The 25,862-nt window shown below is 68.2% G+C and carries 25 protein-coding genes; 13 read left to right on the top strand and 12 right to left on the bottom strand.

The window, feature by feature from the left end; translation table 11 throughout:
• Positions 1–9: 9 nt before the first annotated feature.
• On the top strand, positions 10–2,058 hold the full coding sequence (locus tag E0H92_RS10590) for a M4 family metallopeptidase (protein WP_131496095.1): 2,049 nt from the start codon (positions 10–12) through the stop codon (positions 2,056–2,058).
• An 85-nt stretch (positions 2,059–2,143) separates the two neighbouring features.
• On the top strand, positions 2,144–3,562 hold the full coding sequence (locus E0H92_RS10595) for a M28 family metallopeptidase (RefSeq protein WP_131467193.1): 1,419 nt from the start codon (positions 2,144–2,146) through the stop codon (positions 3,560–3,562).
• On the opposite strand, the gene E0H92_RS10600 is transcribed toward E0H92_RS10595, so the two are convergent.
• Positions 3,559–4,038 (bottom strand): hypothetical protein, encoded by a 480-nt coding sequence (locus E0H92_RS10600; RefSeq protein ID WP_238153378.1) that lies wholly within the window; start codon positions 4,036–4,038, stop codon positions 3,559–3,561. The genes E0H92_RS10595 and E0H92_RS10600 overlap by 4 nt on opposite strands.
• Before the next feature lie 97 nt (positions 4,039–4,135).
• Positions 4,136–5,290: a phosphotransferase gene (locus tag E0H92_RS10605; protein ID WP_131496096.1), complete on the bottom strand. Its 1,155-nt coding sequence runs from the start codon at positions 5,288–5,290 to the stop codon at positions 4,136–4,138.
• A gap of 53 nt (positions 5,291–5,343) precedes the next feature.
• On the opposite strand from E0H92_RS10605, the gene E0H92_RS10610 reads away from it, so the two are divergent.
• Positions 5,344–5,787: a MarR family winged helix-turn-helix transcriptional regulator gene (locus tag E0H92_RS10610; protein WP_131496097.1), complete on the top strand. Its 444-nt coding sequence runs from the start codon at positions 5,344–5,346 to the stop codon at positions 5,785–5,787.
• Positions 5,788–6,430: 643 nt separating this feature from the next.
• Here E0H92_RS10610 and trhA read toward each other — a convergent pair.
• The gene (gene trhA / locus E0H92_RS10615) at positions 6,431–7,126 is read right to left on the bottom strand and encodes a PAQR family membrane homeostasis protein TrhA (protein ID WP_131467196.1); all 696 of its coding nucleotides are present in this window, start codon (positions 7,124–7,126) and stop codon (positions 6,431–6,433) included.
• A 259-nt stretch (positions 7,127–7,385) separates the two neighbouring features.
• Here trhA and E0H92_RS10620 point away from each other — a divergent pair, with 259 nt between their 5' ends.
• The 3 genes from E0H92_RS10620 to E0H92_RS10635 all read left to right on the top strand — a co-directional run bounded on the left by E0H92_RS10620 (position 7,386) and on the right by E0H92_RS10635 (position 11,819).
• The gene (locus tag E0H92_RS10620; RefSeq protein WP_131285722.1) at positions 7,386–8,165 is read left to right on the top strand and encodes an isoprenyl transferase; all 780 of its coding nucleotides are present in this window, start codon (positions 7,386–7,388) and stop codon (positions 8,163–8,165) included.
• Positions 8,166–9,613: 1,448 nt separating this feature from the next.
• On the top strand, positions 9,614–10,945 hold the full coding sequence (locus E0H92_RS10630) for a PhoH family protein (RefSeq protein ID WP_131467197.1): 1,332 nt from the start codon (positions 9,614–9,616) through the stop codon (positions 10,943–10,945).
• 172 nt (positions 10,946–11,117) lie between these two features.
• Positions 11,118–11,819, top strand: a complete 702-nt coding sequence (locus tag E0H92_RS10635; protein ID WP_131467198.1) for an aggregation-promoting factor C-terminal-like domain-containing protein — start codon at positions 11,118–11,120, stop codon at positions 11,817–11,819.
• Between the two features lie 63 nt (positions 11,820–11,882).
• On the opposite strand, the gene E0H92_RS10640 is transcribed toward E0H92_RS10635, so the two are convergent.
• On the bottom strand, positions 11,883–12,737 hold the full coding sequence (locus E0H92_RS10640) for a hypothetical protein (RefSeq protein ID WP_131467199.1): 855 nt from the start codon (positions 12,735–12,737) through the stop codon (positions 11,883–11,885).
• A 263-nt stretch (positions 12,738–13,000) separates the two neighbouring features.
• On the opposite strand from E0H92_RS10640, the gene E0H92_RS10645 reads away from it, so the two are divergent.
• Positions 13,001–13,645, top strand: coding sequence for a spermidine synthase (locus tag E0H92_RS10645; RefSeq protein ID WP_131496098.1), 645 nt, complete (start codon positions 13,001–13,003; stop codon positions 13,643–13,645).
• On the opposite strand, the gene E0H92_RS10650 is transcribed toward E0H92_RS10645, so the two are convergent.
• Positions 13,630–14,007, bottom strand: coding sequence for a DUF3224 domain-containing protein (locus tag E0H92_RS10650; RefSeq protein WP_131285717.1), 378 nt, complete (start codon positions 14,005–14,007; stop codon positions 13,630–13,632). The genes E0H92_RS10645 and E0H92_RS10650 overlap by 16 nt on opposite strands.
• A gap of 84 nt (positions 14,008–14,091) precedes the next feature.
• Here E0H92_RS10650 and E0H92_RS10655 point away from each other — a divergent pair, with 84 nt between their 5' ends.
• Genes E0H92_RS10655 through E0H92_RS44095 form a run of 3 tightly spaced genes read left to right on the top strand, consistent with a single transcriptional unit; the run spans position 14,092 to position 16,386 of the window.
• Positions 14,092–15,495 (top strand): class II fumarate hydratase, encoded by a 1,404-nt coding sequence (locus tag E0H92_RS10655; RefSeq protein WP_131496099.1) that lies wholly within the window; start codon positions 14,092–14,094, stop codon positions 15,493–15,495.
• Positions 15,492–16,172, top strand: coding sequence for a DUF402 domain-containing protein (locus E0H92_RS10660; RefSeq protein WP_238173369.1), 681 nt, complete (start codon positions 15,492–15,494; stop codon positions 16,170–16,172). Before E0H92_RS10655 ends, E0H92_RS10660 begins: the two co-directional genes overlap by 4 nt.
• Before the next feature lie 55 nt (positions 16,173–16,227).
• Positions 16,228–16,386 (top strand): hypothetical protein, encoded by a 159-nt coding sequence (locus E0H92_RS44095; protein ID WP_165549740.1) that lies wholly within the window; start codon positions 16,228–16,230, stop codon positions 16,384–16,386.
• A gap of 81 nt (positions 16,387–16,467) precedes the next feature.
• Here E0H92_RS44095 and E0H92_RS10665 read toward each other — a convergent pair whose 3' ends face one another.
• On the bottom strand, positions 16,468–16,953 hold the full coding sequence (locus E0H92_RS10665; RefSeq protein WP_131496100.1) for a nitroreductase/quinone reductase family protein: 486 nt from the start codon (positions 16,951–16,953) through the stop codon (positions 16,468–16,470).
• 501 nt (positions 16,954–17,454) lie between these two features.
• Positions 17,455–19,119, bottom strand: coding sequence for a fumarate hydratase (locus E0H92_RS10670; protein WP_131467203.1), 1,665 nt, complete (start codon positions 19,117–19,119; stop codon positions 17,455–17,457).
• 128 nt (positions 19,120–19,247) lie between these two features.
• Between E0H92_RS10670 and E0H92_RS10675 the strand changes: the two genes are divergently transcribed.
• Complete coding sequence (locus E0H92_RS10675; RefSeq protein WP_131496101.1) at positions 19,248–19,940, top strand: DUF1707 SHOCT-like domain-containing protein; 693 nt, start codon at positions 19,248–19,250, stop codon at positions 19,938–19,940.
• A gap of 40 nt (positions 19,941–19,980) precedes the next feature.
• On the opposite strand, the gene E0H92_RS10680 is transcribed toward E0H92_RS10675, so the two are convergent.
• On the bottom strand, positions 19,981–20,979 hold the full coding sequence (locus E0H92_RS10680; RefSeq protein ID WP_131496102.1) for a PD40 domain-containing protein: 999 nt from the start codon (positions 20,977–20,979) through the stop codon (positions 19,981–19,983).
• A gap of 113 nt (positions 20,980–21,092) precedes the next feature.
• The gene (locus E0H92_RS10685) at positions 21,093–21,614 is read right to left on the bottom strand and encodes a hypothetical protein (protein ID WP_131496103.1); all 522 of its coding nucleotides are present in this window, start codon (positions 21,612–21,614) and stop codon (positions 21,093–21,095) included.
• A 75-nt stretch (positions 21,615–21,689) separates the two neighbouring features.
• Between E0H92_RS10685 and E0H92_RS10690 the strand changes: the two genes are divergently transcribed.
• Positions 21,690–22,496: a hypothetical protein gene (locus tag E0H92_RS10690; protein ID WP_131496104.1), complete on the top strand. Its 807-nt coding sequence runs from the start codon at positions 21,690–21,692 to the stop codon at positions 22,494–22,496.
• Here the strand turns inward: E0H92_RS10690 and E0H92_RS10695 are convergent.
• Together E0H92_RS10695 and E0H92_RS10700 are read right to left on the bottom strand one after the other, a co-directional pair.
• The gene (locus E0H92_RS10695) at positions 22,438–23,226 is read right to left on the bottom strand and encodes an ABC transporter ATP-binding protein (RefSeq protein ID WP_131496105.1); all 789 of its coding nucleotides are present in this window, start codon (positions 23,224–23,226) and stop codon (positions 22,438–22,440) included. The two genes, E0H92_RS10690 and E0H92_RS10695, sit on opposite strands and share 59 nt — an antisense overlap.
• On the bottom strand, positions 23,214–24,542 hold the full coding sequence (locus E0H92_RS10700) for a 2-isopropylmalate synthase (RefSeq protein ID WP_131496106.1): 1,329 nt from the start codon (positions 24,540–24,542) through the stop codon (positions 23,214–23,216). The genes E0H92_RS10695 and E0H92_RS10700 overlap by 13 nt, the downstream gene beginning before the upstream one ends.
• A gap of 187 nt (positions 24,543–24,729) precedes the next feature.
• Here E0H92_RS10700 and E0H92_RS10705 point away from each other — a divergent pair, with 187 nt between their 5' ends.
• Positions 24,730–25,398, top strand: a complete 669-nt coding sequence (locus tag E0H92_RS10705) for a FadR/GntR family transcriptional regulator (protein ID WP_238173370.1) — start codon at positions 24,730–24,732, stop codon at positions 25,396–25,398.
• Here the strand turns inward: E0H92_RS10705 and E0H92_RS10710 are convergent.
• Positions 25,387–25,860, bottom strand: a complete 474-nt coding sequence (locus E0H92_RS10710; protein ID WP_131496108.1) for a hypothetical protein — start codon at positions 25,858–25,860, stop codon at positions 25,387–25,389. The two genes, E0H92_RS10705 and E0H92_RS10710, sit on opposite strands and share 12 nt — an antisense overlap.
• Positions 25,861–25,862 lie beyond the last annotated feature (2 nt).

The following is a 25,862-nucleotide window of genomic DNA, read 5'->3' on the forward strand; positions in this document are numbered from 1 at the left end:
GCAGGGGCGGTGGCCATTGTCGCGGCAGCGGGTCTTGCCACGACGTTCACCGCTTCGAACGCGGGTGCCGCCGACCGGACGGCTCCGCTCCCGGCATCCGGCTTCAACCAGCCGGCCGCCGTTCAGGCCGAACAGGCGCTGACCGCGCAGACGGCCGCCGCTCTCGGTCTCGGCACCGGCGAGCAGCTCAAGGTCCGCGACGTGGTCAAGGACGCGGACGGCACCGAGTACGTCCGCTACGACCGTACCTTCAACGGCCTCAAGGTTGTCGGGGGTGACCTGATCGTCAAGCGCAAGGGCGAGACGATCGGGCAGGTCACGTACAACCGCGGCGCCAAGGCGGTCGCCGTCGCCACCAAGCCGACTCTGTCCCAGTCGGCGGCGCTCACCAAGGGCGCGCAGGCGGCGAAGTTCAAGGCCACTGGCAACAAGGGCGAGTTGGTGGTCTTCGTGACGCCGACCAAGCCCGTCCTCGCGTACGAGGTGGTCACCACCGGTGTGAAGGCCGACCAGACCCCGTCGGTGCTGCACTCGTTCGTCGACGCCAAGTCCGGCGCGGTGCTCGCGCAGGACGACGAGGTCAAGACCGGTACCGGAAACTCGATGTACTCCGGCACCGTCAGCATCGGTACGTCGGGCAGCTACACGATGAGCGACCCGACCCGCGGCGGCAACTACACCACGGACCTCAACGGCTCGACCTCCGGTAACGGCACCACGTTCACCGACGCCGACGACACCTGGGGTACCGGCGCCGCGTCGAACCGCCAGGCCGCCGGTGTGGACGCGCACTACGGCTCCCAGCTGACCTGGGACTACTACAAGAACGTCCACGGCCGGAACGGCATCTTCAACAACGGCCAGGGCGCTCGCTCCCGCGTGCACTACGGCAACGCGTACGTGAACGCGTTCTGGGACGGCACCCAGATGACGTACGGCGACGGCTCGGGCAACACGCGCCCGCTGACGTCGATCGACGTGGCCGGCCACGAGATGAGCCACGGTGTCACCGAGGCGACCGCCAACCTGGACTACTCCGGCGACGCGGGCGGCCTGAACGAGGCGACCTCCGACATCTTCGGTACCGCGGTGGAGTTCTCCGCCAACAACTCGTCCGACCCGGGTGACTACCTGATCGGCGAGAAGATCAACATCAACGGCAACGGCACGCCGCTGCGCTACATGGACAAGCCCTCGAAGGACGGCCGCAGCGTGGACTGCTGGTCGACCAGCACCGGCGGCCTGGACCCGCACTACTCGTCCGGCCCGCTGAACCACTGGTTCTACCTGGCGTCGGAAGGCACCGGGAGCAAGGTCATCGGCGGCGTGACGCACAGCAGCACGGCCTGCAACGGCGCTACCATCACCGGTGTCGGCCGCGACGTGGCCGCCAAGGTCTGGTACCGCACCCTGAGCACCAAGCTGAGCTCGGGCAGCACCTACAAGGACGCCCGTGAGGGTGCGATCAACTCCGCGAAGGAGCTGTACGGCGCGGACTCGGCGCAGTGCAAGGGCATCGAGGCAGCGTTCAGCGGGATCTCGGTCCCGGCCGGCGCGGCCGCCTGCGGCGGTGGCACCGACCCGGAGCCGCCGACCGGCGACAACCTGCTGCAGAACCCGGGCTTCGAGTCCGGCGCGGTGAACTGGACCGGCACCTCGGGCCCGATCACCAACAACACCGGCCGCCCGGCGCGGACCGGCACGTGGAAGCTGTGGCTGCAGGGCAACGGTCGCGCCACCACCGAGAACGTCGGCCAGTCGGTCGCGATCCCGGCCTCGGCGACCACCGCCACCCTGTCGTTCTGGATCCGGATCGACACCGCCGAGACGACCGGCTCGACGGTGTACGACACGGCCAAGGTTCAGGTCGTCGACGGGTCGACCACGACTACGCTGGCGACGTACTCGAACCTGAACAAGAACACGTCGTACGTCCAGAAGACGCTCAACGTGACGCAGTACAAGGGAAAGACGGTGACCGTGAAGTTCGTCGGCCAGGAGGACTCCTCCCTGCAGACCAGCTTCGTCATCGACGACACCTCGCTGACCGCGAGCTGAGCTCACGGTGAATCGTCCGGGGCGTGCGAGGCCTTCCGCCCAGGCCCGCGCGCCCCGGATTTCCTTTGCCCGAAGGAGATCCATCATGCGCAAGTCCCTCGTCCCAGGGCTCGGCGTAGTAGCGCTCGTCGCCGGAGCATTGCTTGCTACCGGCAACAGCGCGGTCGCGGCCGAGTCGCCCGATATCTCGGTCACCAACACCAAGGCTCATCTCGACCAGTTGCAGTCCATTGCCACCAGCAACGGCGGCAACCGGTACACCGGCCGGCCCGGATACAAGGCCTCGGCCGACTACGTGAAGGCCAAGCTGGACGCGGCCGGGTACACCACGACCCTGCAGTCGTTCAGCACCTCGGCGGGTACGTCGTACAACGTGATCGCGGAATGGCCGCACGGCGACGCGAACCACGTGGTGATGACAGGCTCGCACCTGGACAGCGTCAGTTCCGGTCCGGGAATCAACGACAACGGCTCTGGGAGCGCCGGCGTAGTCGAAACCGCCCTCGCTTACGCTGCCAGCGGCCAAACCCCCAAGAATCGCGTGCGGTTCGGGTTCTGGGGCGCCGAGGAGCTCGGGCTCCTCGGCTCGAAGTACTACGTGAACAACCTGCCCGCTGCCGAGCGGGACAAGGTCGAGCTGTACCTGAACTTCGACATGATCGCGTCACCGAACCCGGGGTACTTCGTGTACGACGACAACCCGGCCGGCGACGGCGCCCGTGACGACCTGGTCGCGTACTTCACCTCGAAGAGCGTGCAGACCGAGTTCATCGACGTCCAGGGCCGCTCCGACCACGCGGCGTTCCGTTCGTTGGGCATTCCAACGGCCGGGACGTTCTCCGGCGCCGAGGGCACCAAGACGTCCGCCCAGGCGACGAAGTGGGGAGGTACGGCGGGGAGTGCGTTCGATCCGTGCTACCACCGGTCCTGCGACAACATCAACAACCTGGACCTGACCTCGCTGGACCGCCAGATCGATGCCATCGGCCACATGGTGTGGACGTACGCGCAGAAGGACTACACCGGCGGGCCGCCCCCGACCGGCGACAACCTCCTGCAGAACCCGGGCTTCGAGTCCGGTGCGGTGAACTGGACCGGCACCTCCGGCCCGATCACCAACAGCACCAGCCGGCCGGCGCACACCGGTACCTGGAAGGCGTGGCTGCAGGGGAACGGCCGGAGCGGCACCGAGAACATCGGGCAGTCGGTCGCGATCCCTGGTACGGCGACAGCGGCGGCGTTGTCGTTGTGGATCCGGATCGACACCGCTGAGACCACGGGCTCCACGGTGTACGACACGGTCAAGGTACAGATCGTCGACGGGTCCGCCGCGACCACGCTGGCGACGTACTCGAACCTGAACAAGAGCACGTCGTACGTGCAGAAAACGCTGAATGTCACGCAGTACAAGGGAAAGACGGTGACCGTGAAGTTCGTCGGCCAGGAGGATTCCTCCCTGCAGACGAGCTTCGTGATCGATGACGTTGCCCTGACCGCGAGCTAGAGCTGCTTGCAGAGCGGCCCTGGCGGGATGGCGGCTTCGGTGAGCAGTTTGGTCACCGAAGCCGTCAGCGGCTTGACTTTGGGGTCCTCGATCCGGGCCGTCTTTCCGTTCGCGGAGACCGCGACGATCATGTCGTCCGGGTGCTTCGTGGCCGGCTTGGTCGCGGCCAGACTCGCCCAGTCGACCTGCTGAGCGGCCGTGGTGATGGTCGTCAGCAGGCTCGGGTCGAGCTTGCACCGGATGGTCTCCTTGCCGCGCTTGCTCACGGTCGCGACGCCGTCGGTGCCGATCTGCACCTGGTCGTCGAAACCGGCGAACCCACCGGTCCTGGAGACGGTGAGCGGCAGACCGGTGCCCACCGGCGTCGACTGGGTCACCGACGCGGTCGGCAACGTCGGCGCGCTGGGCGACGGCGTGTTGGGGCTTCCGGCGCCGGACTCGCTTCCGCATCCGGTCAGCACGAAGCTTGCGATCACGGTTGCTGCTGCGTATCTGCTCAGGTTCCTCACGCATCATGGATACACGTGAGGGCGCCGTTCGTTGCAGCTGTGACACGACTGAAATGTGATCGCGTCAAACCACAGGGGAAACCAGGTCGACCAGTGTGCGGGTCAGCTGGACCCGCTGCTCGAACAGCTCGAGCGGAGCGTTGGGCATGCCAAACATCTCGAGCGGCAGCGCGGTGAACGCGGCCCGGATCAGCAGCGAGCCCAGGTACCCGTAGAGAACCTCGTCCTCGGTCACCTGCAGGCCGTCCTGCGCGAGACCCTCCTGGAACCCCCTCAGGATCACCCTGTGTACTGCGGGCAACGCCTCCGGCGCCAGCTCGCCCGCGTGCGCGAGCCCGATCAGCAACTGCCCCAGGTCGAACCCGACCGCCTGCGGGCAGTCGAAGCCCCAGTCGATCGCCACGAACTCGTCTGGGCTGTCATGCGGCACCAGCAGGTTCTGCGGGCTCGCATCCCCGTGCTGGTAGCACTGCGGCAACGCCTCGAGCGCATCGAGTACGGCGGGAATGCGCTCGCCCAGCGCGAGCAGGTCGTCCCGTAGACGATGGTCGCCCAGGTGGCAGACCGCGGCGCTCAGCAGCGGGTGCCGCCAGGTCTGCGGATCGGCGAGAACCGGCAGGGCGGACTTCATGACGCGGCCGTCGGCGTAGTACCGCAGCGCCGTACCGGGGGTGCTGGAGACGACCCGGTCGAGCAGGGGCTCGACGAGATGGGGTTGCCGGCGAGCTGACAGGCGTCCGAGCAGGTACGCCGCCCGCTCGAAGCGGTCCATCGGCCACGGACCCCACTCCTGGACGACGTTCTCCATCCACAGGGTCGCGCGATCGTCGTCGTACACGTCGATGCGGTAGGCGTGCGCCAGTCGCAGACCCGGTGGCATCAGGTCGCCGACCCCGCTCCGGTGGACGGCGATCTCCAACTGCCAGGGCATGTAGTCGATGAAGCTCTGCCGGTACTCCACGGGCACGAACTCGATGATCGGGGAGTGGCGGACGGACTGGAGCTTCTTCACGAAGCACGACCAGTCGCCGCCGTCGAGCGTCGTACCGAAGACGCGGTGCAGCGACTCGGTGCTCGGCGTACCGATCGGATAGTCGACAGGCTCGACCCTGACCGCGCCCGCGACGGCCGCCGGCTCCCCGGTGATCGTCCGCACGAGCGCGGTCAGGTCCTCCTCCCCCAACGCGTCCCGGCCCAATGGCTCCAGTCCGGTGATCATGTTCCCCCCACGGAAGTTGAGTCACCCTACTCACGTGATAGTAAAGTTGCTTTATGACTTCCGTCAACGACGATCCCCGGGTCGGGGCCGATCACATCGCCGCGCTGCTCGGGCTGGCGCTGCGACGGATCCGGTCGGAGATCCTGGCCACGTCCGAGGACCAGCACCCCGGGCTGCGCGTCTCCCACTACCGCCTGCTCGAACTCATCCCGCCCGACGGCGCCCGCATCACCGACCTCGCCGAGGTCGCGACCATGACGAAACAAGGCCTCGGGCAACACGTCGACTACCTGCAGAAACTCGGCTACACCGAGTCCGCCCGCCTCCCCACCGACCGCCGCGTCCGCCTGGTCCGCCGCACACCGCTGGGCGACGAAGCAGTCGCCTACAGCCGAGCCGCCATAGCCCGAGTAGAACAATCCTGGTCCACCCAACTAGGCCCCACCCGCTACGCCCACCTCCGCCAAACCCTCCACGAACTAGGCACAGAGCTGTAGAGCGGCCACACCTCCACCGCGGCTGTTTGTCGGCTGGCTTTGCCGGTGCGCGGGGTGTGGTGGTGGGTGTGGAGAGCGGTCACGCCTTCGGCGCGGCTGTTAGTTGGCCGGCTTCGCCGGTGCGCGGGATGTACTGGCGAGCAAAGTTGCCGAGCGGGCGGATGCGCACTCGGCTCAGTTGCTCCGTCGGAGTGAACGCCGAGTTCGATCGGTCCTCGCTCAAGCCCGGCACGGGCTGTTTCCGGAACAAATGTTGCACCTGGTGACAGAAATGTTCCGCAGTACAAGCCCGGATCGCACTGGGGACAGGGGACGCGCTCGGCGGTGCAGCAGTGATTCGTCGGTCGGTCGTCGAGTCGTGGGATGTGGCGGCGTGTGGCGACCCTTATTCACGACTCGTCGTCGGGGGTGCCCGCCATTCGCCACGACTCGGCGGCTGGCTCACCGCGAGGGCGCGATTGTCCGCCGAGTGCGTCCAGCCGTCACCACAGTGCGCGCCGACAAGACAGCCACGCCGAAGGCGTGACCGCTCCACACCCACCACCAGACCTTCGCGCCAGGGCGTTCACCCATCACCACACCCCGCGCCCCCGGCGAAGCCGGCCAAACAAGGCAACCGCGCCGAAGGCGTGTCCGCTTTGGGTTAGCCGGCGTGGTAGGTCGCGATGCTTACGGCGATGTAGTGGCAGATGAAGGCGGCGACGGTGAAGGCGTGGAAGATTTCGTGGAAGCCGAACCAGCGGGGGGAGGGGTTCGGGCGCTTGGTGCCGTAGACGACGGCGCCGATCGAGTACAGGCCGCCGCCGACGGCGATCAGGGTGACGACCGCGGCGCCGCCGGTGTGATAGATCGCGCCCATCCAGAAGATCGCGACCCAGCCGAGGGCCAGGTAGATGGGGGTGTAGATCCAGCGGGGCGCACTGAGCCAGAAGATCCGGAACAGGATGCCGAGCACCGCGCCGCCCCAGACCAGGCTGAGCATCAGGACCCGGTCCTTGCCGTGCAGCAGCACCATGCCGAGCGGGGTGTAGGTGCCGGCGATCAGCAGGAAGATGTTGCTGTGGTCGAGCCGGCGCAGGATCGCCTCGCCGGTCGGGCCCCAGTAGAACCGGTGGTACAGCGCGGAGATGCCGAACAGCAGCATCGAGCCGGCGGTATAGACCGCGGCCGCCCAGCGTGCGTTCGCGTGCGGTGCCAGGCAGATCAGGACGATGCCGGCGGCGGTGGCGAACGGGAACGTGCCCGCGTGCAACCACCCGCGGAGCTTCGGCTTGAGCGGGCCGAGCCGCCCGGAGAGCCGGTGACCGAGTTCCTGGGGCTGGGCGCTGGAAGCGGTCATCGCCGTCCTTTCGAGGGGTGTCCGGGCGGTTTATACCTACGCAACCGTAACCTACGGAACCGTAGGTTGCATCGGTCGGAAGAATGAAATGTAGGCGAAGTCACCCGGGTGATGCAGCACGCCCGCGTTTACGATGCACGAACTTCGCAGAAAGTTCGACCTTTCTGGCAGGTTTCTGTGAGCCACTCCAGGGCCTCTCGTGGCGGGCGTTTGTGGGCTAGCCTCGTGACCGAGAGTCTTCGAGGAGAGCACCCTGCCCATGCGGACACCTGGCAAGCAGAAGCTGCGCGACGCGGTCTACGGACTGTACGAGCGGCGGCTGACCCGATCGCTGTCGCCGGACCGGATCCCGCGGCACATCGGCGTCATCATCGACGGTAACCGGCGCTGGGCCCGCCAGGTCGGCGACCCGGTGTCGCGCGGCCACGAGGCCGGGGCGAACAAGATCTCCGAGTTCCTGAACTGGTGCGACGGCGTCGGCGTCAAGGTGGTCACGGTGTGGATGCTGTCCACCGACAACCTGACCCGTCCGGCCGACGAGCTGGAGCCGCTGCTGCGGATCATCGAGCAGACGGTCGAGGAACTGACCGCGATCGGCCGCTACCGGATCCACCCGGTCGGCGCGCTCGACCTCCTGCCTGGGACCACCGCGGAGGCGCTGAAGGCGGCGGAGACGGCGACCCATGACGTCCAGGGGATGCTCGTGAACGTCGCCGTCGGGTACGGCGGACGTCGCGAGCTCGCCGACGCGGTCCGGTCGCTGCTCCTCGAGGAGGCCGCGAAGGGCATCTCGATCGAGGAGCTGGCCGACCGTGTGGACGTGGAGCACATCGCGCGGCACCTGTACACGAAGGGCCAGCCAGACCCCGATCTAGTCATCCGGACGTCGGGTGAGCAGCGCCTGGGCGGCTTCCTGCTCTGGCAGAGCGCGCTGAGCGAGTTCTACTTCTGTGAGGCGCTCTGGCCGGACTTCCGGCACGTCGACTTCCTCCGCGCCATCCGAAGCTACGCCCAGCGCGAGCGTCGCTTCGGGACCTGATCTGCAGCTCTGCAGGGGCTCCGCGGCCGCAGCGGGTGCAGGTGGTGCGGCGTCTCAGGTAGTACGCGTACGTCGCCACGCCCAGCGCCGTACCCCACAGGATCCAGAGGATGCCGGGGCCGTTGATTGCCCACAGGTCGCCGTCGAGTGGGGCTTGGGTGTTCATCAGGCCGGCCGGGATCAGTACGACGGCCACGATCGAGGCGGGGATGATGGCGAGGCGAGGCGGGACGCGCCGGCCGGCCTTGAACCAGATCCAGCGCGGGTAGATCTCGCCCCAGCGGTGCACCAGGCCGTGGGTGAGGACGCCGCCGCCCAGGCCCATCGCGGCCAGGCCGAGGCCCATCTCGAGCATGCCGGGCGTGTCGGCCATCATCTGGTGGAACTCGTCGGTGATCCCGACCGGCCAGCCCAGGTACCAGGCGATCCGGGTGCACTCGTACGGAAGGTTCGCCACCACCGCGACCGCGACCGCCCATCGACCCCAGCGGAGCGCAGCCTCCGGTCGCATCCAGGCCGGATCGTGGGCGCCTCGTCCGCACGAGACGCACGCGTTGCGGCTGCGCCGGTGGTAGGCGAGCGCCGTCGCCGCCCAGAGCAGGCCGCCGACGAACAGGATGATCAGGTTCACGCGATGCCAGTACAGGATGTCGCCGACGCCGTCCTGCGGCCCCGGTACGCCGGTGAACGCGAACACGATCAGCGCCGGGGCCATGGCGACCACCGCGACCAGCGTGTAGTCGGGGATGACGAGTGCGAGGCCCACGGCCAGTACGGCGGCGATTGTCTGCAGGATCGATCCGCGGGGCGTCATCCGGGTCATCACGAGCGCGAGTACGGCGCCACCGAGCCCGATCGCTGCCATCACGGGCGCGACCACGTGCACCGGCGTCCCCTCCAGGATCGACGAGGAGGCCTGATCGTCGACCACCCGCGCGAACGGGTACCCGGCGCCGCCGAACGTCCAGTAGAGCCCGAGTACGCCGTACACGAGGGACCAGAGCGCGGTGGCGTACCCGGTCCGGGCCGGCCAGTTCTTCGTCATACGCCGAGCCTCGCCCGCGGCCCGGCGTACGGGATCACCCGGCGGAGTGACCTGGCTCCCTCGGGTGGGGGGAAGGCGTAACACCGTGTTAACCCCGTGGCCGGGCGTGTCGGGCTGCGCCGTTTGCAGGAGGCTCCTACCCTGACATTGACGGTCGGAGGGGAAGCCGGCTGTCACGGGAGGCCCGATCAGTTTGAGAATCTCGTTCCAGCCGGTTGCCCCATGAGGGGCCGAACGGAGTACCCGAGACCTCAGGTCTCGAACTCACTGATCGCCGTTGCCGCTCGTGCGGCGGCTCGGACGGGGTCAACACCGGACCCCGAGGGCGGCACCCGACCCATCACCTAACCACTGGCGGGCCGGGGCGAGGGTGTACGTCACGGCCTAGAAGAGGACGTGCGACATGGCCATCCACGCCAAGGCGTCAAGTACCTCATCCACACCGGACCAGCGCACCTTCGTGCTGGACACCTCGGTGCTTCTCTCCGACCCGCACGCGATGCTGCGGTTCGACGAGCACGAGGTGGTCGTTCCGGTGGTCGTCGTCACCGAATTGGAGGCCAAACGGCATCACCCGGAACTCGGCTACTTCGCGCGTACGGCACTACGCCTGCTCGACGAGCTCCGGATACTGCACGGACGACTGGACGCGCCCCTGCCAGTGGGGGAGAAGGGTGGAACTCTCCGGGTCGAGCTGAACCACACCGATCCGGAGACCTTGCCGGCCGGTTTCCGGCTCGGTGACAACGACAGCCGGATCCTTGCCGTGGCCTGCAACTTCATGGCCGAGGGCAAGGACGTCACGCTGGTCTCGAAGGACCTGCCGATGCGGGTCAAGGCGTCGGCATGCGGCCTGATCGCCGAGGAGTACCGCGCCGAGCTGACACTCGAGTCCGGCTGGACCGGGATGGCGGAGCTCGAGGTCGAGACGCACGTCGTCGACGACCTGTACGAGAACGGTGCGGTCGAACTGACCGCGGCCGGGGAGTTCCCGACCCACACCGGGCTGGTGATGCTGTCCGACCGGGGCAGCGCGCTCGGCCGGGTGATGCCGGACAAGCGGATCCGGCTGGTGCGCGGCGACCGGGAGGCGTTCGGGATCCGCGGCCGCTCCGCCGAGCAGCGGGTCGCGCTCGATCTGCTGCTGGACCCGGACGTCGGGATCATCTCGCTCGGCGGCCGGGCCGGTACCGGTAAGTCCGCGCTCGCGCTGTGCGCCGGCCTGGAGTCGGTCATGGAACGCCGGCAGCACAAGAAGGTGGTCGTGTTCCGGCCGCTGTTCGCGGTCGGCGGCCAGGAGCTCGGGTACCTGCCGGGCAGCGAGTCGGAGAAGATGCAGCCGTGGGCCCAGGCCGTGTACGACACGCTCGGTGCGCTGACCAGCAGTGACGTGATCGACGAGGTGATCGATCGGGGCATGCTCGAGGTGCTGCCGCTGACCCACATCCGCGGGCGGTCGCTGCACGACGCGTTCGTGATCGTCGACGAGGCGCAGTCGCTGGAGCGGAACGTACTGCTCACGGTGCTGTCGCGGGTCGGCGCCAACTCGCGGGTGGTGCTCACCCACGACGTGGCGCAGCGGGACAACCTGCGGGTCGGCCGGCACGACGGTGTCGTCGCGGTGGTCGAGCAGTTGAAGGGGCACCCGCTGTTCGCGCACGTGACACTGACCCGCTCGGAGCGGTCGCCGATCGCGGCGCTGGTCACCGAGATGCTGGACGATCTGCAGCTGTAAGGAGCATCGCGGTAGTTAGGTAATAGCTGTCTGTAAAGCAGAGGTAAGAACGGTGCGGTCGCCACGCGGTGACCGCACCGTTCGTTCGTGACCTGCTTGTGATCACGGTCGGTTTACGCCAGAGTATGTTCTCGTTGCAGCCGACGGGGGTCGGGTTTTCTCGGAAGGACAGATGAAAGCGAAGCGCTCCGTCGCGGTTCTCGCAGTGACCGGAATCGCCGTGGTTTCCGTTGTCGCCGGTATCGACCTCTTCAGCTCTCCTGGGAGCAGCAGTGCGTCGGAGAAGGTGTCCGGGCGGGCCGAGATGGCCGTGCTGAACAGTGGGAAGGCGATCCCTTCCGCGACCACACCGTCGGCCAAGCCGCAGACGGCCGCCGAGATCGCCGCCGAGGCGGTCCGGATGCGGAACCAGGTCGAGGCCATCGAGCAGCAGCGCACCGCCCTGCAGGACGCGGCCACGGTCAAGATGAAGGCCAAGAACGCTGCTTTGCTGCGCTATCAGGCACTTCGGGAGGCTCAGCGCTCGTCGAGCGAGGAGCGGGCCAGCCGGGACGCCGAGCGGAAGAAGTACGAGGGCACGCCGAAGGAGGTCGCGATGAACCTCCTCCCCGACCACGGCTGGAGCCAGAGCCAGTTCAGCTGCCTGGAGAAGCTCTGGAACAAGGAGTCCCGCTGGAAGGTCAGCGCCGACAACCCCACGTCGACGGCGTACGGCATCCCGCAGGCCCTCCCCGGCAACCGGATGGCGGCGTACGGCAAGGACTGGCGGACCAACCCCGTCACCCAGATCAAGTGGGGCCTCGACTACATCGAAGCCACCTACGGCTCCCCCTGCAGCGCCTGGGGCCACTCTCAAGCCAAGGGCTGGTACTGACGAACCCCCGTTGCGTCCGAAGGTCTGTGGTGTAGAGCCCTCAGATCTTCGGACGTTCTGTTGTCAGCCGGGCCATCCGCCGGCGCGGAGGAGACGGGCGAGCTGTGTCAGGTAGTGGTCCGGCGAAATCCGCAGGGCGATGACCGGGATGCGGAGGACGTGACTGTTGCCGATGGTGAGTTCGTTCTGGCGGCTCGCGTCGGCCAGCGCCTGGGCGGCCTCCAGATGGTGAACACCTTCGATCTCGGCGATCACTCCGTACGGCGACCACTCCGCATCCAGGTGGAAGACGCCGTCGGGCCCGCTTCGCAGGGTCTGCCGATCGGGCTCCGGAAGCCCGAACTCTCGGCAGCGGCGGGCGAAATCGAGCTCGCCCATCGACTGGGCGCCGCTCACCAGGTCAGCCAGGATGACGGCGAGGAACTTGCGGCGGCGATGACGCCGTACGGCGGTGAGTGCTTCTGCGAGGGCTTTGGGTGTGGTGATGCGCTGCTGCACCGACATGGCCAGAATCAGCGCGGCCTGCCGGTCTGAACGCGCCCACAGGGCAGCCCTGATCGCAGCTGTCGGCGGGCGCACGCGCGGTACGCCCACCTCGATCAGATCGCCCGGTTGGCGGCGACGCGTTTCGTGGACGACGACACCGCGTGGTCGCCGTGGGCGGGACGACTTCGGTGCCGAGACGTGCAGTACGTCGTCGAACGCCCGCAGGCCCGCGGCTCGCAGCGCGGTTGACCCGTCGAGAGCCGCGCCCGCACCGACCTCGAAGATCGCGGACCACCACGTCGCCGGCTCGGTCAGTCCGCCGGTGTGTATCGCGATGGTCTGCCGCTGGTGCGCCGCCCAACGGCCCGCGCGCAGCTCTGCGTCGATCTGCCAACGCGTCAGGCCGAGCGCGACGAGCTGCGACCGCGACACCACGCCGCCCTGCCGCGTCCCGAGTTCATGAACCTCCGCGCGCTGTTGTCGGCGCCGCCCTCGCACGGCGCAGTTGCCGCACTGTCCGCAGCGCCGCCGTCTCACACATCTGTTGTCGTTCACACTCCGCAAGATGCCGCGAACGCCACCCCTCGCCCCCCGCAACTTCCCTCCCTGTGGATGGCCCGACGCTTACGTCCGAAGATCTGAGGGCTGTGACCCTCGATTCTTCGGACGTAATGGGTTGGGGGGAGGATGTTCGTGTGGCGGAGTTGGCGCGGGTGTGTAGTGCGCGGGGTGAAGTGGTGTTGCGGCGGCGTGATGACGGGGCGTTGGAGTTGCGGGTCAACGGCGTCTTCGTGATGGACGACCAGGAGACGTCGAGCGAGGAACTGCTGGCGTCGACGGCGCTGGAGGCGGTACGGCATCCGGATCGGGTGCTTGTCGGTGGGCTGGGGCTTGGGTACACGGTCCGCGCGCTGCTGGCCGACTCCCGGCTCGGTCAGGTGATCGTCGCGGAGATCGAGCCGGACGTGGTGTCCTGGATGCGCTCCGGTCTGGTCCCGTCGATCCTCGGCGACCCTCGCGTCGGTGTGGTGGTCGATGACATCCGGTCGGTCGTCACGGACCTCCCCGACGCGTCCGTCGACGCGATCCTGCTGGACGTCGACAACGGCCCGGACTTCCTTGTCTACAACGAGAACTCGGCCATCTACTCGTCCGGCTTCCTGACCACCTGCCGCAGCAAGCTCCGCCCCGGCGGCGTCCTGACCGTCTGGTCCTCGTCCGCGTCAGCCGCCCTCGAAACCGCCGTCGGCTCGGTCTTCGGGACCTGCGCCGTGAAACCCGTCCCGGTCGAACTACAGGGCAGGCCCGAGCTGTACTACGTCTATCAAGGCAGCTCGTAGTCCACAGTCACCCGGGCGCCCTGCTCGTCGTGCTCGTAGACGATCGTGCCGGTCAGCCCGGCCAGGTCGCCCTCCGCGGCGACGATCTTGCCCGGTGACGACGTCTGGTCGGCGCTCGCGCCGTGCAGCATCACGAACGAGCCCTTCCGTCCGCCCAGCGTCCCGGTGAACCTCTCGACGGCGGTGTACGCCGCCGGACCGTCGGTCGTCCCCACCATCAGGAGCTCGGCCGCGCTGGTGCCGTCGAGATCGTTGCCGGTAAACGTCTTTCCCACGGTCGCGCGGCCGAGCTGGATCGTGCCCGTCTCGTCGTACGCCGCCTGCTCCCACTGGGTGATCTCGAACGTCTGGGTGAACTTCATCCCGTTGCCCCTCCGGTTGTGTCGTTGTCCACAGCTTGTCTATCAGGGCGTTCCGACAACGCCGATCGACGTACTCTTTTTGGCATGGGTGATGACGCGGAATTCAGGATCGAGCACGACACGATGGGCGAGGTCAAGGTGCCTCGGGACGCGTTGTGGCGGGCGCAGACGCAGCGTGCGGTGGAGAACTTCCCGATCTCCGGGCGGCCGCTGGCGCCGGCGCTCGTGCACGCGCTCGCGCAGATCAAGGCCTCGGCCGCGGTCGTGAACGCGTCGCTCGGGGTGCTCGACGCGGACCGGTCGGCCGCGATCGTCGCGGCCGCGGACCAGGTGGCCGCGGGGGAGTTCGACGCGGAGTTCCCGATCGACGTCTTCCAGACCGGTTCGGGGACGTCGACGAACATGAACGCCAACGAGGTCCTGGCCACCCTCGCCACCCGCGCGCTCGGCGCGGACGTGCACCCGAACGATCACGTCAACGCGTCGCAGTCCAGTAATGACACCTTCCCGTCGGCGATCCACGTCGCGGCCACGGCCGGCGTCGTGCAGGAGCTGCTGCCCGCGCTCGAGCACCTCGCGGATTCCCTGTCCCGTAAGGGATCCGAGTTCGCCGAGGTGGTGAAGTCCGGGCGGACGCACCTGATGGACGCGACCCCGGTGACGCTCGGGCAGGAGTTCAACGGCTACGCGCAGCAGATCAGCCGCGGCGCCGCGCGCGTCCGGGCGACCCTCCCGCGGGTTGCCGAGCTGCCGCTGGGCGGGACGGCGGTCGGGACCGGGATCAACACGCCGCCCGGGTTCGCGGCCGCGGTGATCACCGAGCTGAACCGCCGGACCGGGCTGGAGCTGACCGAGGCCGAGGACCACTTCGAGGCGCAGGGCGCGCGTGACGGTCTGGTCGAGCTGTCCGGGCAGCTGAAGACGATCGCGGTCAGCCTGACGAAGATCTGCAACGACCTGCGCTGGATGGGTTCCGGGCCGCGCGCCGGGCTCGGCGAGATCGCGCTCCCGGACCTGCAACCCGGGTCGAGCATCATGCCCGGCAAGGTGAACCCGGTGATCTGCGAGGCGACGCTGATGGTCGCCGCGCAGGTGATCGGCAACGACACCACGATCACCGTGGCCGGTGCCGGAGGCAACTTCGAGCTGAACGTGATGCTGCCAGTGATCGCGCGCAATCTGCTCGAATCCATCAGCCTGCTGGCGAACAGCTCCCGCCTGCTCGCCGACCGCTGCGTCGACGGCATCACCGCGAACGTCGATCACGCCCGCGCGCTGGCCGAGTCGTCCCCGTCGATCGTGACCCCGCTGAACCGCTACATCGGGTACGAGAACGCGGCGGCCGTCGCCAAGAGTGCTTTGAAACAAGGGAAGACGATCCGCGAGGTCGTGATCGAGAACGGTCACGTCGAGAAGGGCGACCTCACCGAGGAGCAGCTGGACGCGGCCCTCGACGTACTGTCCATGACCCGGCCGGCGCAGTCGTGAGCGATGCCGTGACGGAGTACTGGGAGCCGGGGACGACGATCGAGTGGGTGTACGAAGGGAGCAGACTGCACCCGGACAAGCCGAACGTGCGGCCGATGACGGTCGTGCGGGACGACGCGGACGGCCTGGTCGCCTGGCTCGCCCCCGGTACGCCGTTACTCAAACCGGTCCTGGTCGACGGCCGCGAGCTCCGGTCCGCCGGTGCACTCGGCATGTTCACCGCGCAACGGGCGATGAAGCTGGACGTCTGGCGAGGCACCGGGATCCTCAAGGTGTCCCCGTCGGGGAAGCCGTGGTCGGTCTGGTACTTCTGGGGCGCGGACGGGACGTTCCACGGGTGGTACGTGAATCTCGAGCGTGAGCATGTGCGCGACTCGGCCTCACGACGTACCAGCACTGTCGATCATGTGCTCGATCTGTGGATCAACCCGGACCGCAGCATCGAGTGGAAGGACGAGGACGAGCTGGAGGGTGCGGTCGACGCCGGGCGATTCACCACGGCCGAAGCGGAGCAGATCGTCGCCGACGCGCACGCTGCGATCCGTGACATCGAGGCCTGGACGTCGCCGTTCTCCGACGATTGGCAGACCTGGTCCGCTCCGCCGGCCTGGCGGGTGCCCGTCGCGCCGACGTCGCACCAGCCGGATCTGATTGCGGAGGAGCTCCACAGCGGCTGACAACAGGTGGGTCACGAGCGGTTGCAACTGGCTGGTACGGACTTAGCTTGGAGATATGTACACCATCGAGTTGCAGGCAGAGGAGCTCCAGCTACTGCGATCCGCACTCAGGAGCTACCTCCAGGCCTTCGGCCACAACGAAGCCGACCTCGTGCAGGCCGCGAAGACGCTGATGCTCAAACTCCCTGAAGTCGTCGAGACCAAGGCCGGCTGAGCAGTCACGCCGGCCTCGGCCGGGCTCAGTCCGGTTTCGGTCCGGGGTCGGGCCGGTTTCGGTCCGGGTCTCGGGCCGGTTTCAGGCCGGCTCGAGTACGGCGACGGGGATCGGCCGCCCGGCCTTCGCCGCGAAGCGGGCGATCCGCGGGTCCTCGCGGAGGATGACGTCGGTCCAGACGGTGTTCCGCTCGGGATCGCTCAGCTCCCGAGCGCGCATCGTCGTGTGCACGGCGCCGATCTGTACGTCGGTGGTCCGCGCCGCGCGGAGATTGCGGAACCAGTCCGGGTCCGTGGGGGAGCCCGACCCGGTCCCCCAGACGAGCAGGCCGTCGGGCGTATCGAGGTACCGCACGCACGTCGACCGCGGTACGCCGGTCCGGCGGCCCGGGGTGGTGAGCATCAGGACATGCACGTCCTTGCTCCCACTCGCCAGCCGCCCGTCCAGCGTCTTGTACATCCACACACCGATCCGGCCACCCGCCCGCAACATCCGCTTACCCATCACCACCACCCCCACCCCGAGCGTCCGGCGACCGGCCGCCGAGGTCAAGCCCTCACCCGGCATGCCCCGGCGTCTCCCCCGAGGGGTCAACTGGCTCTTCTCCCTGATGTGTGGGTGAGTTGAGGGGGCAGGAGACAAGTCGTGGTGGGCCGGTGCCTGGTCTTTGTTGTCCGCGCCGCCCAGATCCTGGCACCTGCCCGGGCGACCTGTCCGTGTCGTTCGAGCTGGGGACTGCTACGCACCTGCAACGACCAGCAGGATTCCCCACCTCCAAGCCCTGTCCCTGAAGCCGGCTCGCTGCAGGCGCCCAGAGGTGCAGGTGCGCGGTGAGCTGTCGCGGTGGGGAGAGAAATCGTCGCTCCGTGCAACATTGTCTCCCCGCCCCTGGGGTACTGCTCGGATCTCGAGCAGCAGCCTCCCTGCCAGACGACAAATCACCCGACCACGCCGACTCGCACCTCGACCCAGGCAACCCACACATGCGTCACAAGAGCCGGTTAACCCCATGCGTTGGGGGTTCTCCGCTGGTGTGCCGATGTAGCACCCCAAGTTGAGGGGAACCTTTCAGCTGCGCGGGCGGACCGTGAGTGGGACGGGCTTTCGGGTGTCGGTGAAGAAGTCGTTGCCTTTGTCGTCGACGACGATGAACGCGGGGAAGTCCTCGACCTGGATCTTCCAGATTGCCTCCATGCCGAGCTCCGGGTACTCGATCACGTCGACCGACTTGATGCAGTCCTGCGCCAGCCGCGCCGCCGGCCCGCCGATCGACCCGAGGTAGAACCCGCCGTGCTCCTTGCACGCCGCCGTCACCTTCGCCGACCGGTTGCCCTTGGCAAGCATGACGAACGATCCACCGGCCGCCTGGAACTGATCGACGTACGCATCCATCCGCCCCGCCGTCGTCGGCCCGAACGACCCGGACGCATAACCCTCGGGCGTCTTGGCCGGCCCCGCGTAGTACACCGCGTGGTCCCGCAGGTACGACGGCATCGGCTCGCCCGCGTCCAGCCGCTCCTTGATCTTCGCGTGCGCGATGTCCCGCGCCACCACCAGCGGCCCGGTCAGCGACAGCCGCGTCTTCACCGGCAGCTTGGACAGCTCCGCGCGGATCTCGCTCATCGGCCGGTTCAGGTCGACCCGTACGACGTCGGTGTCGTCGGACAGGTGCTCGTCGGTGGTGTCCGGCAGGAACCGCGCCGGGTCGCGCTCGAGCTGCTCGAGGAACACACCCTCCGGCGTGATCTTCGCCAGCGCCTGCCGGTCCGCCGAGCAGGACACCGCGATCGCGACCGGGCAGGACGCGCCGTGCCGCGGCAGCCGGATCACGCGGACGTCGTGGCAGAAGTACTTCCCGCCGAACTGCGCCCCGATCCCGAACTCCTGCGTGAGCTTGAAGACCTCCTCCTCCAGCTCGATATCCCGGAACCCGTGTCCAAGAGCAGATCCCGTGGTCGGCAGCGTGTCGAGGTAGTGCGCGGAGGCGTACTTCGCGGTCTTCAGCGCGAACTCGGCCGACGTGCCGCCGACCACGACCGCGAGGTGGTACGGCGGGCAGGCCGCCGTACCCAGCGACCTGATCTTCTCGTCCAGGAACTCCATCATCCGCGACGGGTTCAGCACCGCCTTGGTCTCCTGGTAGAGGAACGACTTGTTCGCGGAGCCGCCGCCCTTGGCCATGAACAGGAACTTGTACGCCGGGTCGCCGTGCTGAGGCGTCGAATACAGCTCGATCTGTGCGGGGAGGTTGGAGCCGGTGTTCTTCTCGTCCCACATGGTCAGCGGGGCCATCTGCGAGTAGCGCAGGTTCAGCTTGGTGTAGGCGTCGTACACGCCGCGGCTGATCCACTCCTCGTCGGCCGCGCCGGTGAGGACGCCCTCGGACTTCTTGCCCATCACGATCGCGGTGCCGGTGTCCTGGCACATCGGGAGGACGCCGCCGGCCGAGATGTTCGCGTTCTTCAGCAGGTCGAGCGCGACGAACCGGTCGTTCCCGGACGCCTCCGGGTCGTCGATGATCCGGCGCAGCTGCGCGAGGTGCGCGGTGCGCAGGTAGTGCGAGATGTCGTGCATCGCCTCGGCGGTCAGCGCCTGCAGGACGTCCGGCTGGATCTGCAGGAACGTCCGATCGCCTGCGGTGAACGTGCTGACACCCTCCGTCGTCAGCAGCCGGTACTCCGTCTCGTCGGCACCCAACGGCAACAGGTCGGAGTAGTTGAAGTCGGCAGACACCGGGCATACCTCCACACAGACTGGACTGGACGCCCAAAGTCTAGGCCTCCGGCTCAGGGGTCGGATCAGGGGTGAATCGGGGAGGAAACGGGTCTGCGGGCGGTGGTCGGCCCGCGTATGGTTTTGGGGTGGCCCAGGATGACGTTCCCCAGGAGAACCGCCCGCAGGATGTCGTGCCCGCGCAGGGCGGTGACGATCCGGCGCTGCGGCGGCGGGTGTCCGACCTCGAGCGGGAGGAGGTCGCCGACATTCTCCGCGACGCCGCGGGCGAGGGCCGGCTGTCGTACACCGAGCTCGAGGACCGGCTCGAGACGCTGTACGCCTCCAAGACGTACGGCGAACTCGTCGAGCTGACCGCCGACCTGCCGAACGGCCCGCGCGTGCAGAGCGTGCCGTCGACCACCGACCCGCAGTACGGCGGCGCACTGGTGGAGACCGGGCCGGTGGTCAACGTGTTCATGTCCGAGTCCAAGCGGATGGGGAACTGGCTCGTCCCGCAGCGGCAGGAGATCAACGCGGTCCTCGGAGACGTGACGCTCGACTACACCGAGGCGCAGATCCCGTACGACGACATCCACATCGAGGTGAAGTCGATCCTCGCCGACGTGAAGATCCGCGTCCCGCAGAACGCGATCGTCCTGCTCGACAGCAACCCGATCCTCGGCTCCGTCTCCGAACAGGAAGCCGGCCTCAAAGCCGTCCCGGACCCGAACGCGCAGCCCACCGCCCCCAAACGCTTCCACATCCGCGGCACCGCCATCCTCGGCGAAATCAAGATCAAACGCGGCCCGCGCCTCAGCAAACGCCTCGGCCTCACCTGACCCGCAAGCGCCGCGAAGCGTTGCGGGTCAGGAGAGCGGTCTAACGTGGGCGCATCCGGGGGTGTGGGCGGTTGTCAGGGCCTACTGCTTCGGCATCGAGGACGGTGCGTAGGCCGGTGCCGTCGGCGTTGATCAGCGCAACGCTGCGGGTTGTGTCGTCGGGACCGGCGACATGGGTGAAGAGGAGCCGGCCGTCGGCTGTCCACGTCGGCTGCGTCGCCCGCTCCGCGCCGGGAGCGAAGGTCGTGACCGCCGTCCGGCCGCTCCCGTCCGGGCGGATCGTGTAGAGGTTCGACGCCTCGTCCGTCGACTGGTACCCGCCGATGTCGTACGTCGTGAAGACGATGAGCGGCTCGGTGGGATGCCAATCCAGCCGGTCGGCGAAGTCGTCGTACGACGTGATCACCTTGGGCTTGGACCACGTCTCGCCGGTCCCGGTGATGATGGCGATCGCCCCGCCGGTCACGGCGTCCTGGTCGCCGAACCGGCCGAGCGATACCGCCAGCTGCCGACCGTCCGGCGACCATCGCGGGAAGCTGAGCCCGGCGTACGGGCCGTCGAAGGAGTAGTCACCGGCGATGGTGAGTTTCTGAGTGCCGACCTCGACCACGGCCAGCACCGCCCGCGTGGGGAGTTCGACGTCGGGGTTACCGGCGTACCCGACCATGGCGATCCGGCTGCCGTCGCGGGACCAGGCGGGGCTGTCCCAGATCAGGCCGTTGAGCGCGGCCGGGTACTCGGTCAGCAGGGGGTGGGCGTTGCTGCCGTCGGGGCCGGAGACCCAGACCGCCCAGTTCTTCGGATCGGCGGCCTGGACGAACGCGAGCTGCGATCCGTCCGGTGACCAGTCGGGGTGCAGCTGCTCGCCGGGCAGGTCGTCGAGGACGATATGGAGTCCGTTTCCGCCTGGGCGGGCAATGGTGAGCCCGGGAGCCACGCCCTGCAAGGCGATCCACTCCTGGCCGTCGGCAACGGCCGACGCGTCCTGACCACAGGCCGCCAACATGAGCACGAGGATTGCGACCACGATCTTCCTCATGACGTGGCGCCCCGTGTCTCGCTGGCGTCCGGGAAATTCCTGCCGGGCATGATGCCCCCCTCTCGTTTCGACCTGCCTTGAGAGTGGGCGACCCGGTGACCCAACCGCTGGAGTCAGGCGTCCCGATCGAGCCGGGAAGTGTTCCCGGTCCCGCTGGGGGACTCCTGGTGGTGCTTCGCCAGGAGTGCGCTCAGCCAGGTTTGGAGGGCTTGGAGGTCGTTGGCGTGTTGCTGGGTGAGGGTGAGGTTCTTGGCCCAGACGTTCTTGGGGTGGATGGTGAGTTGGCGGGCCATTTTCGGCCCGGTGATCGGGCCGATGGAGCCGATCTCGTCCCAGGGCATGAAGCGGCGGCGGCCTTGGTGGATGCCTCGGTGGTCGATGACGAGGATCGGGCGTTGGGTGATGAGCTGCCACGCGATGGTGATGACGACACCGGCGTCCAGCGCGATCAGTAGGTAGGTGATGTACGGCCAGCCGCCGTCTAGCGTCCTCGAGATGCTCTGCAAGGTCACCAACGCCATGAACAGCAGCACCAGCATCGGCGGCTGCACAATCGGCCAGCGGCGGAGTGGGAACTCGACGCGACCGTTGCGGTGCCACTCGACCATCCACGCCTCAGGCAGGCGTTCACCCATCACGGTCATGTTGCCCCCAGCTCTCACGACTCCGCCCCCGGAGCACGGCTCACTGTAATGCACCACACTTGGCGCATGCGGCGGATCCGGGGAGCGCTCAGTTGGGTGTTCGTCCGTGGTCCGGCGGCGGCTTACGAACTGGCTGATTCCGGCTCGTCGTTGTTCGGGATCGGCGCCGTCGTGGCGATGGGGCTCGTTGGTGGGCTGGGGGCCGGGGTTGGCGCACTGGTCGGGGTGCTGGCGGACCGGTCGGTCGGCGACGCGGCCTTTGTCGGTGGGATGGTCGGGCTCGGGGTGGTGATGGCGTGGCTGGTGCTGATGGTGGTGGTCGTAGGCATCCTCTGGGTCCGCGGCGTGACGCCGTTCGAGGCGGCATCCGGCACCGAGCCGACCGGTCGGCACGCCCCGTCCACCGGGTGGCGGCGGCGTGGGCAGCCGCTGGTGCCCGGCAGCCTCGCGGTGTTCTTCGTGCTGATGACGGTCGCGTTCGGAAGCCTCGGGCTGCACGCCCGCAGCGTGGCCGAGCCCGCGGATCAAGCGACCGCGATCACCAACGGCACGGTCGTCAAGATCCACGAGCCTGGCCTCCTGGACAAGGGATCCGGCACGGTCGACGTCCGGTACTCCGTCGGCGGTGTGGACTACACGTTCACCACCGGACGAGACCCTGGCGACCACCTCCTCGCACTCGATCAGGTCATCCCCGTCGAGTACGTCGTCGCCGATCCGGCCAAGGGGCGTGCGGTGTGGAGAGTCGAGGCGGCACGGGACGACCAGACGTTCTGGCTGTGGCTCGCCGGTGGTTGCGCCGTACTCGGAGTGCTCAGTGGTGCTGGGTGCCTCGTTGGGCGGTTGCGGTCCAGCGGCCGGCGTGGCGGTTGATTTCGATTGGGTGGTCGAACGTCGCCGAGATCAGTTCGGTGCTGATCACGTCGTCGACGGGGCCGGCGGACAGCACCTGCCCCTCGCGGAGGAGGGCGGCGTGCGTCGTACAGGTGGGGAGCTCCTCGAGGTGGTGGGTGACGAGAACCCAGGTCAGGTGCGGGTGGCTGAGGTGGATCTGATCGAGCGTCTCCAGCAGCTGCTCGCGCGCCGCGACGTCCAGGCCCGTCGACGGCTCGTCCAGCAGGAGCAACCGCGGGTCGGAGATCAGCGCCCGCGCGATCAGCGCGCGACCACGCTCGCCCTGGGACAGCGTGGTCCAGTGCGCGCCCGCCAACCCGCCGATCCCGAGCAGGTCGATCAGTTCGAGAGCGCGCGCCTCCTGCGCAGGCGTCGGCTCCCAGCGCGGCATGCGCTCGATCGTCCCGGTGAGGCCGGTCAGTACGACGTCCTGGATGCTCAGCGGCGACCGCAGCGGGTGCCGCGGATTCACGTGCCCGATCGACTCCCGCAGGGTGCGAATGTCGACCGTACCGAGCCGGCGTCCGAGGATCTCGACCGTGCCGCGGGTCGGATGCGTGACCGCGCCGCACAGCCCGAGCAGTGTGCTCTTGCCCGCACCGTTCGGCCCGAGCAGCGCCCACCGCTCACCCTCGCCCGCGGTCAGCGACACCCCGGACAGCAACGCCTTGCCGTCCCGGACGAAGTCGACGTCCTTCAGTTCGAGCACCCGTAAACCTCCTCGTACATCGCCTTCAACTCCTCGGCACTCGCTTCCCGCCCGCTCGCGTCGGTACGCCGCTGCACATGCCCCGCGAACTCCCGCTCCTGCTCCGGAGACAGCCGAATGCCGTACACAGACTCCAGTACGTGTGCGATCCCGCCCTTACCGGACTGGCTGTTCACCCGTACGACGGCCTCGTACCCGCGCCCCACGTCGGCCGGATCGATCGGCAGATAAGGCACTTCCCAGACACCAGGCCCCTGGACGGCGAACCCCTTCCGGATCGCGTCCTGGTGCGTCCCCGAGAAGGCGGTGTAGACGAGTTCCCCGACGTACGGGTGCCGCGGATGGATCGGCATCCGGGTGCAGTACTCCACCACCGAGCGGATACCGTCGATATCGGAGAAGTCGATCATCGGGTCGACGCCCTGCGCGTGCAGGTTGAGCGCGAGGGTCGCGATGTCGACGTTGCCGGTGCGTTCGCCATTGCCGAAGACGCAGCCCTCGACGCGCTGGGCTCCGGCTAGCACTGCTAGCTCGGCGCACGCGACCCCCGTACCGCGGTCGTTGTGCGGATGCACGGACAGGATGACGCCGTCGCGGCGCGGCAGGTTCTGGTGCATGTACTCGATCTGGTCGGCGTACACGTTCGGTGTCGCGGCCTCGATCGTCGCGGGCAGGTTCAGGATCACGGGCCGCTCCGGCGTCGCGTCCCACTGCTTGGTGAGGTGGTCCGCCAGTTCGAGCACGTAGTCCGGCTCGGTCAGGTTGTAGACCTCGGGCGAGAACTGGAACCGCACCGAGTCCCCGGCCAGCCGCAGGATCTCCTCGGACCCGGCGTAGATCATCGACGCCAGTTCGTCCCGCGTACGGCGCAGTACGACGTCCCGCCACACCGGCGCGGTCGCGGCGTACATGTGGATGACCACGTCGCCACGCATCCCGGCGACGGACTCGACGGTCCTGGCGATCAGGTCCGCGCGCGCCGGGGTGAACACGACGATCGTGACGTCGGCGGGGACCAGATCGGACTCCGCCAGCAGGCGCACGAAGTCGAAGTCGGTCTGGGACGCGGACGGGTAGCCGACCTCGATCTCTTTGTAGCCGATGGCAACCATCAGTTCGAAGAACCGGCGCTTGCGCTCGGGGTCCATCGGGTCGGCCAGCGCCTGGTTGCCGTCCCGGAGGTCGACCGGTACCCAGAGCGGCGCCTGAGTGATTCGGCGGTCCGGCCAGGTGCGGTCGACGGGGGCGACCGGGACCCTGGCGAAGATGTCGCGGTAGCGGTGGCTGGGCATCGGGGAGGGCTGCTGACGGTTCATGACGGGTGGTCCTTCCGGGGAACGGGGGAGGACCGGCGTGCGACTGCACTCCACGGAGGGAGCGCCGGTCGAATCAGCTCCCGCCGTGGCGGCCAAGAAGGAGGAGACCCGGGAGCAAGCGCATGCCGAGCACCGTATCAACTCCTCAGACAAGCTGACAACCTGACCTGTCTCTAGAATGTCCGCCATGATTCGTCGTCACCCCCTGGCCGAGCAGGCAGCCGAGGAGTTGCTGCGCCGGATCGGGAGCGGTGAGTGGGCCCTCGGCGCCAAGCTTCCCGGAGAGACCACGCTGGCCGCGCAGCTCGGCGTCGGACGGTCGACCATTCGCGAGGCCGTGCGGGAACTGGCCGGCCGGCGGGTGCTGGAGAGCCGGCAGGGCGCGGGCGTGTTCGTGATCGCGCTCCAGGCCGCCGAGGACTGGGACAAGGTGCTGCGGAAGGCCGACATCGCCGACGTACTGGAAGGCCGGCTGGCGATCGAGACCGAGGCGGCCCGGCTGGCCGCGACGCGTCGTACGCCGGCCGACCTGAAGAACTTCCGCTACACGCTCGCGGACCGTCAGCGGGCTGCCGTGAAGGCGCCTGACGACTGGTACATCGAGGCCGATCTCGCGTTCCACCGCGCCGTGGTGACGGCCGCGCACAACGCCGTACTCACGGAGCTGTTCGACACGTTCGTCCCGCGGATCCGGCGGGCGATGATCGACATGCTCAAGCTCGACGAGGAGCACCGGCATCGCCACGACCAGGCCGCCCACGAGGCGATCGCGGACGCCATCCGCTTGAAGGACCCGGACCTGGCTGCCGCCCGCTCCCGCGAGCATCTCAGCGCCGTACGGAGTTCAATCCGCTAGATGTCGTTCGTGGAGTGAGCGCAGCCAGGGTGTGAGGGCGTTCAGGTCCTCGACGTTGTCCTGCGGGATGGAGATCGGCCGCGTACGGCGGTCCGCCGGGTTGACCTGCACCGCGCGCGCCAGCGGCCAGCCGGCGGGCTCGTCGATGCTGGTGATGCCGGACCAGCGCAGGCTGCGGCCCCGGGTGATGCCCTCGGCGTTCACGGTGATGACCGGGCGGTTGGTGATCAGCTGCCACGCGGTCCAGCCGGTTCCGTAGACGAACGCCGCGAGCGCTGTCAGCCGCAGTACGCCGAGCGCGCCCGAGATCCCGTCCGCTCGCAGATGCTCGACGTTCGTCCAGGCCGACAGCACCATCAGCAGGCCGAAGCCCACCAGCCGCACCGCGAGCCTGCTGCGGCGCGGGCGAAAGTCCACGCTGCCGTTGGACTCCAGTTCGGAGCTCCAGCTCTCGGCAGACACCT

Source organism: Kribbella speibonae (assembly GCF_004331375.1).
Classification (GTDB): domain Bacteria; phylum Actinomycetota; class Actinomycetes; order Propionibacteriales; family Kribbellaceae; genus Kribbella; species Kribbella sindirgiensis.

Excerpts from the sequence above, each read along its gene's own strand:
- E0H92_RS10595 (WP_131467193.1), top strand. The coding sequence starts at position 2,144 with ATGCGCAAGTCCCTCGTCCCAGGGCTCGGCGTAGTAGCGCTCGTCGCC.
- E0H92_RS10605 (WP_131496096.1), bottom strand. The coding sequence starts at position 5,290 with ATGATCACCGGACTGGAGCCATTGGGCCGGGACGCGTTGGGGGAGGAG.
- E0H92_RS10610 (WP_131496097.1), top strand. The coding sequence starts at position 5,344 with ATGACTTCCGTCAACGACGATCCCCGGGTCGGGGCCGATCACATCGCC.
- trhA (WP_131467196.1), bottom strand. The coding sequence starts at position 7,126 with ATGACCGCTTCCAGCGCCCAGCCCCAGGAACTCGGTCACCGGCTCTCC.
- E0H92_RS10620 (WP_131285722.1), top strand. The coding sequence starts at position 7,386 with ATGCGGACACCTGGCAAGCAGAAGCTGCGCGACGCGGTCTACGGACTG.
- E0H92_RS10630 (WP_131467197.1), top strand. The coding sequence starts at position 9,614 with ATGGCCATCCACGCCAAGGCGTCAAGTACCTCATCCACACCGGACCAG.
- E0H92_RS10635 (WP_131467198.1), top strand. The coding sequence starts at position 11,118 with ATGAAAGCGAAGCGCTCCGTCGCGGTTCTCGCAGTGACCGGAATCGCC.
- E0H92_RS10650 (WP_131285717.1), bottom strand. The coding sequence starts at position 14,007 with ATGAAGTTCACCCAGACGTTCGAGATCACCCAGTGGGAGCAGGCGGCG.
- E0H92_RS10655 (WP_131496099.1), top strand. The coding sequence starts at position 14,092 with ATGGGTGATGACGCGGAATTCAGGATCGAGCACGACACGATGGGCGAG.
- E0H92_RS44095 (WP_165549740.1), top strand. The coding sequence starts at position 16,228 with ATGTACACCATCGAGTTGCAGGCAGAGGAGCTCCAGCTACTGCGATCC.
- E0H92_RS10665 (WP_131496100.1), bottom strand. The coding sequence starts at position 16,953 with ATGCCGGGTGAGGGCTTGACCTCGGCGGCCGGTCGCCGGACGCTCGGG.
- E0H92_RS10680 (WP_131496102.1), bottom strand. The coding sequence starts at position 20,979 with ATGAGGAAGATCGTGGTCGCAATCCTCGTGCTCATGTTGGCGGCCTGT.
- E0H92_RS10685 (WP_131496103.1), bottom strand. The coding sequence starts at position 21,614 with ATGGGTGAACGCCTGCCTGAGGCGTGGATGGTCGAGTGGCACCGCAAC.
- E0H92_RS10690 (WP_131496104.1), top strand. The coding sequence starts at position 21,690 with ATGCGGCGGATCCGGGGAGCGCTCAGTTGGGTGTTCGTCCGTGGTCCG.
- E0H92_RS10700 (WP_131496106.1), bottom strand. The coding sequence starts at position 24,542 with ATGAACCGTCAGCAGCCCTCCCCGATGCCCAGCCACCGCTACCGCGAC.
- E0H92_RS10705 (WP_238173370.1), top strand. The coding sequence starts at position 24,730 with ATGATTCGTCGTCACCCCCTGGCCGAGCAGGCAGCCGAGGAGTTGCTG.